The 11,869-nt window shown below is 45.0% G+C and carries 10 protein-coding genes; 4 read left to right on the plus strand and 6 right to left on the minus strand.

Annotation, left to right across the window (positions count from 1 at the left end; all coding sequences use genetic code 11):
- Positions 1–7: 7 nt before the first annotated feature.
- Positions 8–991 carry a patatin-like phospholipase family protein gene (locus ACYVD4_RS11450; protein WP_460945595.1) on the minus strand — a complete coding sequence of 328 codons (984 nt, stop codon included), beginning with the start codon at positions 989–991 and terminating at the stop codon, positions 8–10.
- A gap of 264 nt (positions 992–1,255) precedes the next feature.
- On the opposite strand from ACYVD4_RS11450, the gene ACYVD4_RS11455 reads away from it, so the two are divergent.
- Positions 1,256–2,230 (plus strand): polyprenyl synthetase family protein, encoded by a 975-nt coding sequence (locus ACYVD4_RS11455; RefSeq protein ID WP_460945597.1) that lies wholly within the window; start codon positions 1,256–1,258, stop codon positions 2,228–2,230.
- Between the two features lie 108 nt (positions 2,231–2,338).
- Complete coding sequence (gene pafA / locus ACYVD4_RS11460) at positions 2,339–3,988, plus strand: alkaline phosphatase PafA (protein ID WP_460945599.1); 1,650 nt, start codon at positions 2,339–2,341, stop codon at positions 3,986–3,988.
- Between the two features lie 68 nt (positions 3,989–4,056).
- On the opposite strand, the gene ACYVD4_RS11465 is transcribed toward pafA, so the two are convergent.
- Positions 4,057–4,827: a biotin--[acetyl-CoA-carboxylase] ligase gene (locus ACYVD4_RS11465; protein ID WP_460945601.1), complete on the minus strand. Its 771-nt coding sequence runs from the start codon at positions 4,825–4,827 to the stop codon at positions 4,057–4,059.
- A 106-nt stretch (positions 4,828–4,933) separates the two neighbouring features.
- Between ACYVD4_RS11465 and rsfS the strand changes: the two genes are divergently transcribed.
- Entirely contained in the window at positions 4,934–5,329 is a 396-nt protein-coding gene (gene rsfS, locus ACYVD4_RS11470; RefSeq protein ID WP_460945603.1) for a ribosome silencing factor, read from the plus strand.
- A 160-nt stretch (positions 5,330–5,489) separates the two neighbouring features.
- Positions 5,490–7,520 carry an ATP-dependent zinc metalloprotease FtsH gene (gene ftsH / locus ACYVD4_RS11475; protein ID WP_460945605.1) on the plus strand — a complete coding sequence of 677 codons (2,031 nt, stop codon included), beginning with the start codon at positions 5,490–5,492 and terminating at the stop codon, positions 7,518–7,520.
- Between the two features lie 62 nt (positions 7,521–7,582).
- Here the strand turns inward: ftsH and ACYVD4_RS11480 are convergent, their stop codons facing one another.
- The 4 genes from ACYVD4_RS11480 to ACYVD4_RS11495 all read right to left on the minus strand — a co-directional run bounded on the left by ACYVD4_RS11480 (position 7,583) and on the right by ACYVD4_RS11495 (position 11,851).
- Complete coding sequence (locus ACYVD4_RS11480) at positions 7,583–8,074, minus strand: metallophosphoesterase family protein (protein ID WP_460945607.1); 492 nt, start codon at positions 8,072–8,074, stop codon at positions 7,583–7,585.
- An 11-nt stretch (positions 8,075–8,085) separates the two neighbouring features.
- Entirely contained in the window at positions 8,086–9,777 is a 1,692-nt protein-coding gene (locus tag ACYVD4_RS11485; protein ID WP_460945609.1) for a fatty acid--CoA ligase, read from the minus strand.
- Positions 9,778–9,912: 135 nt separating this feature from the next.
- Positions 9,913–11,154 (minus strand): NupC/NupG family nucleoside CNT transporter, encoded by a 1,242-nt coding sequence (locus ACYVD4_RS11490; RefSeq protein ID WP_460945611.1) that lies wholly within the window; start codon positions 11,152–11,154, stop codon positions 9,913–9,915.
- 118 nt (positions 11,155–11,272) lie between these two features.
- Positions 11,273–11,851 carry a Uma2 family endonuclease gene (locus ACYVD4_RS11495; protein ID WP_460945613.1) on the minus strand — a complete coding sequence of 193 codons (579 nt, stop codon included), beginning with the start codon at positions 11,849–11,851 and terminating at the stop codon, positions 11,273–11,275.
- Positions 11,852–11,869: the final 18 nt, after the last annotated feature.

Genomic DNA, 11,869 nt, shown 5'->3' on the forward strand with positions numbered 1-11,869 from the left:
CGTAATGTTATTTCTTTTCCGCAACCCGCTTCCCTTTCAGTAATTCAACACCAGCCTGATAACCCATCACAATCAAACGACCAATGTCGTCGGAGGTGAATTTCATCATATTCAGGAAGAGCGGTTCAGTTGGGCGCACAACGGTGAGGTTCAAGTCGCGACCATGTAGTTTTTCACGTTCCGCGAAGCGTTCGGCCCAGGCAATATCATTGTTAACTAATTGATTCACCGTAATATCTTTAACCCGATCCATCAAATTCAACAGGTTCCGATAATTGAATTTCTCGTTATAAATTTTTCGGGCGTGGCAGGCTACACAGGCAATATCGGTAGCGCCATCTTCAATAGCGACACGTAACGGAGCTACTTCACGTAAGCCCCCATCCAGAAACGCCCGCCGATGATCGCCACCAACCTGAATCGCTGGCATCAGAAACGGTAGGGAACTACTGGCAAATACATAATCCAGAAAATTCGGATCGTGCGCATCAGCATAATACATATCGCCTTCGATAATATCGACGGCACCTACCTTAAGCTTTACGGGGCCATTTTTAATTCCTTCCAGATCAATCGTATTTCGAATCAAATTCTGAATTGGGCTGTTATCTAGCAGACCATCGAATCGGCTCATGATTGTATTATAGCCCATTAAAAACCGTGACCGAATAATCGCTACGTCTTCAGGTTTTGTAATGTTACGTATCCAGAACTCCATCAACTGTCGTCCTACTTTTTGCCAGTCAACTTTTCCCGTTTCCTTCTGCTGACGAGCTGCTTCATGTGCAATGAACGTAGCATTCAGGCTACCAACCGAAATACCATAAAGCTGATCGGGCACAAAGCCAGATTCGAACAAGGCCATTACGGCGCCAACCTGAAAAGCCCCTTTTAATGAACCGCCACCAAGAACTAATGCTTTTACTGACGAATTTGATGGAGGAGGCACAGCGGCTGGTTGCGGAACGGGCGGAATAGGATTATCGATCATTGCAGACAGAAGTATTAAAATGAACGTCGAAGCTGGTAAGTTGAGGGTTTTCAATTAATAAACAAAACGTGCAAACACAACGATAGTTGCGAAAGAACGGCCAGAATTGCAAAACGTCTTTCGGCGTCTGCGCTTTCCTTACTAATATTGTCACTGAATAACTATCAGTCAATAGTTTCCAGTCGATTGATTCAATTCAATCGCTGGTTGATTTACGACTACCGATTCCCAGCCGACTCGTCGGATCGTTAACGATTGAAAAAAATGCCCCTCTCCGTCGCTGATATACAGGCCCCAATTGCTGCTGAAATGGACTTATTTGAGCAGAAATTTCGAGGGCAGATGAAAAGCGAGGTAATGCTGCTCGACCAAATCATGAATTATATCGTGAAGCGGAAAGGAAAGCAGTTGCGCCCGATGTTTGTATTCCTGATGGCCGGTATCTGCGGCCAGATAACCGAAGCAACGTACCGGGGCGCATCGCTTATTGAATTACTTCATACAGCCACGCTGGTTCACGACGACGTAGTAGATGATTCGAACTATCGACGCGGGTTTTTCTCGATAAACGCGCTCTGGAAAAACAAAGTAGCGGTGCTGGTGGGTGATTATCTGCTTTCACGCGGTTTATTACTTTCTGTGGATAATGGCGATTTTGACTTGCTGCAAATTGTTTCACGGGCGGTACGTGAATTGAGTGAAGGTGAATTACTACAGATTGAAAAGGCACGTCGGCTCGATATTACCGAAACGGTTTATTACGATATCATACGCCAGAAAACGGCTTCACTTATTGCTGCTTGTTGTGCTGTAGGTGCCCGTTCGACAGGTGCAGATGCAGAAATGGTTGAGCAGGCGCGGGCATTTGGTGAACAGGTGGGTATTGCTTTTCAGATAAAAGACGACCTGTTTGATTATGGAACGGCGGAGGTTGGTAAACCACTAGGCATTGATATCAAAGAGAAAAAAATGACACTTCCACTCATCTATGCGCTCAGCAAAGCCGGATTTATGGAGAAACGCCGGGTCATTAATACCATCAAAAACGAAAGCGATAATCCCCGGAAGGTAAACGAGGTCATCGAATTTGTGAAGAAATCGGGCGGTATTGAATACGCAACCGAAGCCATGAATCAATACGTTACCAGCGCACAATCGTTACTGAACTCCTTCCCCGATTCAAAGTATCGGCAGTCTATGCACCAATTGGTACAGTACACCATTGAACGTAGCAAATAAATGAGTGTTGTATACGAATCTGCCAGTCATGCCGATTTATTGATCTGTGACCATCAATTGTTTTATACATTTGCGAAAATGTTATTTCAACTACTAACGTAGCAGCTTATGCGTTTAATTATCTCTGGTATACTCGTAACGCTTCATACCGTATTTGCTATCGCCCAGCCGAAAAAAACGGCGGCAACGCCATCGCCAATTGCCCGACCCAAATTAGTGGTTGGGATTGTGGTTGATCAGATGCGCTATGACTACTTATACCGCTATTATTCAAAATTTGGTACAGGTGGATTCCGTCGGATGATGGATGGCGGATTTAATGCCCGTAATAACCATTACCATTACGCTGCTACGTATACGGGACCGGGTCATGCGGCAATTTATACGGGCTCCGCACCGGCATTAAATGGCATTGTTGGTAACGATTTTTATGAACGTAACATCGGCCGATTGCTCTATTGTGCAGAAGATACGACCGTAACAACGGTGGGGAATACGGGTAGTGCTGGCAAAATGTCGCCCCGCAACTTACTTGTGACTACCATTGGCGATCAGCTTAAATTGGCTACCGATGGTCGGGCCAAAGTGATTGGTATTGCCTTGAAAGATAGGGGTGCAATTTTACCCGCTGGTCATGCCGCCGATGCTGCTTATTGGTATGATTCGAAAGATGGTAATTTCATCAGTAGTACGTTCTATATGAAGGACTTACCTGAGTGGGTAAAGGCATTTAACGCCCGTAAACTGTCGGATCAATACTTAAGCCAGAAATGGGAAATGTCGTTGCCTGAGGCTCAATACACCGAAAGTACCGTTGATGATGAGCCATATGAAACAATTTTAGCGGGTGAAACCAAATCAGTTTTTCCACATACGTTTGCCATTCAGGCGGGTGGTAGCAAGTATGAGCCGCTACGCACTAGTCCATTCGGTGACCAGCTAACCAAAGAATTTGCACTGACGGCTCTAAAGGAAGAAAAATTAGGCCAGCGAGACGTAACAGATATGTTATGCGTCAGTTTCTCGTCGCCCGATTACATCGGTCACGCATTCGGTACACACGCCATCGAAACAGAAGACAATTACATTCGGCTCGACAAACAATTGACCGAAATTTTCAATCAATTAGACGCAACCGTTGGGAAAGGCCAATGGACAGCGTTTCTCTCTGCCGATCACGGCGTTGTCGATGCTCCGGGATTTTTGCAGCAATACCGTATTCCAGCGGGAATTCGGAGCTACGGCGAAATTGGCGAAACGGTGAAGGCAACCCTCGAGAAAGCGTATGGACCCGGTCAGTGGATGCTGTCGTACATCAACCAGCAGATTTATTTGAATCATGCGTTGCTGGTTGAAAAGAAGATTGCGATGCAGGATGTTTATGAACTGCTACGTAGCAAGTTACTGTCGATAAAAGCGGTTGTCAACGTAGTGAATTTGCATAATCTGGGAGCAGAGGCACTGCCAGAATTGCAGGCTAATTTATTCCGTAACGTAAATCACCCAAACCGTAGTGGTGATTTCTACGTAATGCAGCCACCGGGCTGGCTTGAAGGCCGCAGCCGAGGCACTACACACGGCACTACGTATGCTTATGATACACACGTGCCATTTCTGATTTATGGCTGGGGTATTCGTCCAGGCCAAACGCTACGTCGGACGCACATTCACGATATTGCTCCAACTGTTACGGCTCTACTCGGCCTGCTCGAACCTAGCGGATGCATAGGTAATCCTGTTGAAGAAGCGATAAAATGATATATGAAGTATGATATAGTAAGTATGATATATGGTTTTGAGTTAGATCATATATTATACTTACTACATCATACTTCACCCACGAAGCTTATTTCTTTAAAACCGAAATAACGTGTTACGCTATTTTCCAGAACAGCCAGTTGGCCCATTGCGTCGATGCCCGTAATAGTTCCTATAAAAAATTGCCCCTGGCTTTCAAACAGATGCTCTTCCTGATAGCGATAAAGTATCTGTAAGTAATTGGTTTTTAGTAGTTCTCGTTGCCCTGAGCGTAATTGAAGGTAGCGTTGTTCCAGTGATTCACAAAGCATACCTAGTAAACCGGGCAGATCATATCCATTCGGTAGGGGCGATTCTAGTTGTAATGATGTGGCCGTTGCGTAACTCATTTCTATCTGGTTGATATTGAGTCCCATACCAACTACAGACCACGCTATATTTGCGCCGTGAAGCGTATTTTCAATTAAAATTCCTCCTAATTTTTTGGTGCCTACATACACATCGTTGGGCCATTTTATGCGTAATTGATCTCCCAGAAGAGGTTGCAGTGCATCGTAAATACCTAGCGAGATTGCTATATTAAGCCAAAACTGCTCGGTAGCCCGAAGAAAAGATGGTTTCAGAATCAGTGAAGAGGTTAAATTCTGACCTGATGCTGCAATCCATTGATTGCCACGTTGGCCACGTCCGGCTGTCTGGTTGTCAGTAATGACAAGAGTACCTTCGACTGGGTCAGTTCGGGCAATCAAAGCAGACGCTTCGTCGTTAGTAGACTGACAGCTTGGCAGATATTGGATTATTTGTCCAACAAAAAGGGTTTTGGGATAGATTTTGTACAAAATATTGTATAGTTTAGTAGTAGAGCTAGTGGATGGTGCTAGGGTATTTTTACCCGGCAGACAAAGTACCCGCTGATTGGCTATCGTGCAATGTTAAACCGAAAGCATGAGAATTAACAAAAAGGAAGAATTTACCATCGAGCAAATACGTGATCTGGTTGTTCGGGGAATGCAGGAGAAGAAGGCGCAGGATATAGTTGTGATGGACATGCGTCAGGTTAAAAATGCTATCTGTGATTACTTTGTTATTTGTTCGGGTAACTCAGATACGCAGATTGACGCCATCGGAACATCCATTGAAGAAGAAGTATATAAAGTCAGTAAACAGAACCCCTGGCATCGGGAAGGGAAACTTAACCGTGAATGGATTTTGCTGGACTACGTAGATGTGGTGGCACATATCTTTAAAAAAGACCGCCGTGCTTTCTACGATCTGGAACAATTGTGGGGTGATGCCGAAATTCATTTGATTGAAGAGGACAACCTGACAGTAGCATCCTGAAGTAGAACTGATTAATTTTGACAGGTTAATACCATACTCAAAGCTAATTGGCCGTTGATGGGAAATGACAACCGCTTATCCCAAGCGTTTCGAAGAGGAAACATTCACTCTGGAAACGATGTTATTTTTTGAAATAGAAAAGTCAGTATAACCTGAAGAAATGGCAGAGAATAATAATAGAAATCCGTTAGTACCCCGTGGTGGGCCGCGTAAGCCCAACTTTCAGGGCTGGATTGTTGCGTTGCTGATTGCCGCTATTCTTGGCATTACGTTCTTTAACCGAAGCTCTGCCACGCGTGAAACCACGCAGAAGCGTTTTGAGAGCATGGTGAAGAACCATGAAGTTGCCGAGGTAGTAGTTGTTAATGACAAAATAGCCGAAGTCACTCTCACTCCACAAGCGGCCCAGAGCCCTAAATACCGCGCTCTTTTTTCCGAAAAACCTTATTTTGGTTCAAACAGCGGACCGCATTACCAGTTTCAAATTGCCTCTGGCGAAACATTCAAGAAAGATCTTGACGTGATTCAGCAGGGCATGCCCGATAACGAAAAAATTGATTACCGATTCGAGCAACGTAGTGATTTAGGTAGCATCATCAGTACATGGGGCTTCCTGATTGTTATGATTCTGGCTATGTATTTCTTGCTTGGCCGGATGTCGGGAGCGGGTGGACCGGGTGGTCAGATTTTCAATATTGGTAAGTCGAAAGCAGCGTTGTTTGATGCAGATAACAAAGTGAAAATTACGTTCAACGACGTAGCAGGTCTCGACGAAGCTAAAGAAGAGATCAAGGAAATTGTTGACTACCTGAAAAATCCGACCAAGTTTACGAAACTGGGTGCGAAAATTCCGAAAGGTGCTTTGTTGATTGGCCCTCCAGGTACAGGTAAAACGTTATTGGCGAAAGCTGTTGCTGGCGAAGCGGGTGTTCCTTTCTTTTCGCTCTCAGGTTCCGATTTCGTTGAAATGTTCGTTGGGGTAGGAGCCGCTCGGGTTCGTGACCTCTTCAAGCAGGCTAAAGAAAAAGCACCCTGTATCATCTTTATTGATGAGATCGATGCCGTTGGCCGTTCGCGTGGCCGTGGTTCTATGCCCGGTGCTAATGACGAACGTGAAAATACGTTGAATTCGCTGCTGGTCGAGATGGATGGTTTTGCTACCGATTCTGGTATCATTATTCTTGCCGCAACCAACCGTCCTGATGTATTGGATTCAGCCTTGCAACGTCCGGGCCGTTTTGACCGTCAAATCAGCATCGACAAGCCCGATATTATTGGTCGTGAAGCTATTTTCCGGGTACACCTGAAGCCAATCAAACTGGCGGCAGATGTTGATCCAAAAGAACTGGCTGCCCAAACGCCAGGCTTTGCCGGTGCCGAAATCGCAAACGTTTGTAACGAAGCTGCTCTGATTGCGGCACGTAGCGATAAGGATGCGGTTGATATGAAAGACTTCCAGGATGCGATGGACCGTGTAATTGGAGGTCTGGAAAAGAAAAACAAAATCATCTCTCCTGAAGAAAAAGAGATTGTTGCCTATCACGAAGCTGGTCACGCCGTAGCAGGCTGGTATCTGGAACATGCTGATCCACTCGTTAAAGTGACAATTGTACCGCGTGGCGTAGCCGCGTTGGGTTATGCTCAGTATCTGCCGCGTGAACAGTATCTGTATCGTACCGAACAGCTTATGGACGAAATGTGCATGGCATTGGGTGGACGTGCTGCTGAAGATATCATCTTCGGTAAAGTATCGACGGGTGCTTTAAGCGATCTGGAACGTATTACCAAGCTGGCTTATAGCATGGTAACGATGTATGGCATGAATGATAAAATCGGTAACATATCGTTCTACGATTCGAAACAGGCTGATTATGCATTCAACAAGCCGTATTCGGAAGAAACGGCTAAACATATTGATGAAGAAGTTCGTAAAATTGTTGACGTTGCCTATAAGCGCACGATAGGTTTGCTGACCGATAAGCGGGAAGCTCTGGAAATCATCGCGAAGGAGTTACTTGAAAAAGAAATTCTCTATCAGAACGATTTGGTTCGTCTTATTGGCAAACGTCCTTTTGAACGCGAAACGGTTTATCAAGCCTATAAGAATAAAGGCGTAGCAGAAGAAGTTAAAGAGGAAATTGGCAAAGAAGCCAAACCTGCCGAAACAGAACCTGAATCGCTGCCACTATAAAGAATCTGATTTAATATAAAAAGCCCTTCCTGATCAGGAAGGGCTTTTTATATTAAGAAGACCTATTTTTTGCCCAACTCAATAACCTGCATATCTAGAATTTTTCCGGCATCAAGCGAGAAACGTAGCACTGTTCGCATTGTATGAAATCCGGTTTTACCAGCTGCTCCCGGATTGATGAATATCATATTGTTTAGACCCGGATCACGTACTACTTTGAGAATATGCGAATGGCCACAAACAAAAATATCCGGAGTATCCGTCTGCAAAATAGGTCGAACAGTTGGATTGTATTTTGGTGGGCTCCCGCCGATATGGGTCATCCATATCGTTGACTCTTCACAGACGAATCGTTGGTTAGCTGGTAGTTCAGGCGTTTCATGGTCGATGTTTCCAGATACAATACGTAGCGGACGAAAGGCACGTAGCTGCTCAACAACATCTAATGCTCCAACGTCTCCTGCGTGCCAAATTTCATCACAGGAATCGAAATGCGCGAAAAGTGTTGGGTCAAGGTAACTGTGTGTGTCAGAAAGCAAACCAATACGTATCATATAAGCAAATTTTAAGAAGCCAGAATGGCGTCTTTCATCTCTGTTCGAATCCGTTTTTTATCAATCTTGCCAACGCTGGTTTTTGGAATCTCGGTGACGAACAAAATCCGATCAGGAACGTACCATTTATGTAATTCTCCCCGATCAACTCTCGCCTGTAAGCCAGCTTTTATACTTTCAGCAGTCAGATTATAGCCCGGTTTCTGAATGATAAGCGCATGGGGTCGTTCTCCCCATCGTTCGTCAGGTAAACCGATCACGGCTGATTCTGCAACGCCTTCTATCTGCGACAGTACGTCCTCCATATCTAAGGATGATACCCATTCGCCACCGGTTTTAATGACGTCTTTTGTTCGGTCGGCAATCGTAATCCAGTTATCAGGTGAAATACTGGCTACGTCTCCGGTATGTAACCAGCCACCTTTCCAAAGATCAGCCCCGCGTTCAGGGTCATTATAATAACCCTGAGTAAGCCAGGGACCACGTGCCACAATTTCGCCGAGTGAATGACCGTCATGCGGAACAAAATTTCCTTCGTCATCCATTAAACGCATGTCAACAAAAGGCGAAATACGTCCGGCACGGGTTCTAAGTTCAAGCTGCTCCGGCATAGGAAGTTGTTGCTCCGCTTCGTTCAAATAGCCAACAGCCATAACCGGAGCTGTTTCAGACATACCATAACCAGCCAAAACGGTAATTCCCAGATCAATAGCCGCTTTAGCCAGCCCTTTTGTTAGTGCTGAGCCACCAATCAATACTTTCCAACGACTAAGCGGTTCCTGAAATTTCTGAGCTGCCGGGTTGCTGACAAGCATATTTAAAATTGTTGGCACACAGTGCGATAACGTAACGCCCTCTTTGATCAGCAACTTCAAGAGTAGTTCAGGCTCATAGCGGCCGGGATAAACCTGCTTGGCCGACATCATGGTTGCCAGAAATGGAAATCCCCACGCATGGACGTGGAACATAGGCGTAATGGGCATATACACATCGGCAGAACCTTTAAAAGGCATGGCTTCATAACCAATTATATAGGTTAACAGGCCCATTGTATGCATAAACAACTGCCGATGCGAGAAATATACACCTTTCGGATTGCCCGTTGTACCCGTCGTATAGAACGTAGTGGCCCACGTGTTTTCATCGAAATCTGGAAATTCGAAATCTTTGGAAGCTGCTTTAAGTAAGGCTTCGTATTCACCGGCAAAACCTTCCGGAACTGCTGCCAGCTCCGTAATTTCTTCTGAACCTGTATATACTTTGTCGCTGAGCACTACGTATGTTTCAACCGTAGTTAGCTGGCCTTTTATAGCGGTTAGAATAGGAAGAAAATCCTCATGAATCAACACGATTTTATCTTCCGCGTGATTCATTGTGTATAAAACCTGTGCAGGTGAAAGCCGAACGTTAACGGTATGAAGAATGGCTCCCAGGCTCGTGACACCAAAAAAACATTCAAGGTAGCGGTGACTATCCCAATCCAGAACAGCTACCGTATCGCCAGGTTTTATACCTAACCCGGTCAGAACGTTTGCCAGTTTTCTAACGCGTTCGTTAAGCTGAATGTAATTCAACCGGAATAAATCGCGGTAAACAATTTCGCGTTGGGGTTCGTAACGTAGCGATTGGGCCAGCATCGTTTTTATGAGTAACGGTGGCTCGTGGGCTTCGGCCGTTCGAGGAATTAGTCGGGTCTGGATCATGAAATGTTAAGGGTGTTTAGTAGAAAAACTATTAACTCGAAGTTAGGGTTGATGATCGGAAAGAAAAAGTGCTGAAATAAAAAAGCCCGGCTTCAGTTGAACTGAAGCCGGGCGGCAAACTATGGATTTACTACGTTACAACAGTAAACCCGCCAATGTTGCCGACATATAACTTGCCAAGGTACCGCAGATGAGTGCTTTGAAGCCTAATCGGGCTAAATCACTCCGTCGATTGGGAGCTAGTTCACCAATACCGCCAACCTGAATGGCAATCGAACTAAAATTAGCAAATCCGCAGAGTGCAAAACTGACAATAGCAATGGTTTTTGGCTCAAGGGTTTGTTTCACTTTTACCAGATCGAGATAAGCAACGAACTCGTTCACCACCATTTTAGTACCCATCAGAGAACCAGCTTCCTGAATGTCCTTACCGGGAACTCCCATTGCCCACGCAAAAATGGAGAAGACTTTACCAAGTAGGAAGTTCATGCTTAGGTAATCAATTCCGATTAAGTAGAAACCAATCCGGAATAAAATACTATCAAGCAGGGCGATCAGTGCAATAAAGCCGATCAGCATAGCTACTACGTTAAGTCCCACTTTCAAACCCTCGCTGGCACCTGCGGCAATGGCATCGAGCAGATTCGCATGTGTTTTTTTGATCTCTACTTTTATAATGCCTTGGGTTTCAGAAGTCTCTGTTTCGGGCATCACTATTTTACTGATAACCAAAGCCCCCGGAGCAGCCATGATGCTGGCAGCCAGTAAATAAGGAGCTGGAACACCCAGAGAAATATAAACTGCCAAAACACCACCGGCAATACAGGCAAACGAACCGGTCATACTAGCCAACAATTCGGAATTAGTCATGCCGTTCAGATAAGGCTTGATCATGATTTGGGCTTCGACCTGACCAACAAACGTACTAGCTACGTTCGACAGCGCTTCGGCACCACTAACTCCCATGAGCCACTTCATTGCACGGGCCATAACCGCCACAATGCGCTGCATGATACCCAAATGGTAAAAAATATTGACTAGAACTGCTACGAAAATGATCGTTGGAACTACCTTGAAAAAGAAGATAAAATCATTGCCGGGGCCAAAGGCTTTAACCAGAACATCTGTTCTGACCAGAGATGAAAAGACGAATTCGGCACCCGTATTGGCTTTTTGAAGAAGACGGTCAACGTAGTGGCCCAACCCCTGAAAAAGTTGTTGACCAACGTCGGTTTTTAAAACAAATACCGCTAACCCAAATTGAAGAGATAATCCGACTCCAACGGTACGGTAATTAATTGCTTTTCGATTATTTGAAAGGGCATAGGCAATCCCCAGAATTAAAACAATGCCTGTCAGACCTGTAAAGCGTTCCATTCAGTAAAGCTACGTGACAATTTGATAGGCTAAGATACAAAAAGCGGCTAGAATAAATGCGAACAGGACGATCTGACAAACAATATTCGCCAAATCGTCCTGTCTATGTAAGGTAGTACTACGTTAATAAGCTTGCTACGTCTAATGTAAAACCGGGTAGTAGATTTTCGCCGGTCAAAATTCCTAGACCACTACGTTCTTCAACGGCTTGATCTGCACGATATATGTAGGTTCGCTGATTGTCTAAATCGATTAACCAGGCCAGCCGACAACCGTTTACCATCCAGTCATCCATTTTCTCGAAGCAGTCTTTCAAGCGATCCGATTTCGAACGCAGTTCCAGTACAAAATCTGGACACAGATGCAAAATCTTACGACGCTCTTCGGATGTAAGGGCATCCCAACGGCTTTGTGAGATTGCAGCGACATCGGGCGACATAATCGACGTATCGGGAAGCCGAAACGCCGTTGACGAATCGAAAAACTTCCCGTATTTGGCTTGTCGGTTCCAGATGCCAAATGTAACGCTAAGCTCGAAATTGTAATTTCCTGTTTCTCCGCCGGTGTTTGCCATAAAAACGATATCGCCATTCTTCCGGCGCTCGAATTTCAAGTCCGGGTTGTCCTGGCAAAAACGAATAAACTCATCGTCGTTCATTCGTAAATCTTTTGGCAAATGTACTCGTATTGACTCCATATTTGTATTAACTAAGAA

The sequence above is a fragment of the Spirosoma daeguense genome, from assembly GCF_054776875.1.

Bases quoted from the DNA above. Each gene is read 5' to 3' on its own strand.
- ACYVD4_RS11450 (WP_460945595.1), bottom strand. From the start codon at position 991: ATGATCGATAATCCTATTCCGCCCGTTCCGCAACCAGCCGCTGTGCCT.
- ACYVD4_RS11455 (WP_460945597.1), top strand. From the start codon at position 1,256: ATGCCCCTCTCCGTCGCTGATATACAGGCCCCAATTGCTGCTGAAATG.
- pafA (WP_460945599.1), top strand. From the start codon at position 2,339: ATGCGTTTAATTATCTCTGGTATACTCGTAACGCTTCATACCGTATTT.
- rsfS (WP_460945603.1), top strand. From the start codon at position 4,934: ATGAGAATTAACAAAAAGGAAGAATTTACCATCGAGCAAATACGTGAT.
- ftsH (WP_460945605.1), top strand. From the start codon at position 5,490: ATGGCAGAGAATAATAATAGAAATCCGTTAGTACCCCGTGGTGGGCCG.
- ACYVD4_RS11480 (WP_460945607.1), bottom strand. From the start codon at position 8,074: ATGATACGTATTGGTTTGCTTTCTGACACACACAGTTACCTTGACCCA.
- ACYVD4_RS11485 (WP_460945609.1), bottom strand. From the start codon at position 9,777: ATGATCCAGACCCGACTAATTCCTCGAACGGCCGAAGCCCACGAGCCA.
- ACYVD4_RS11490 (WP_460945611.1), bottom strand. From the start codon at position 11,154: ATGGAACGCTTTACAGGTCTGACAGGCATTGTTTTAATTCTGGGGATT.
- ACYVD4_RS11495 (WP_460945613.1), bottom strand. From the start codon at position 11,851: ATGGAGTCAATACGAGTACATTTGCCAAAAGATTTACGAATGAACGAC.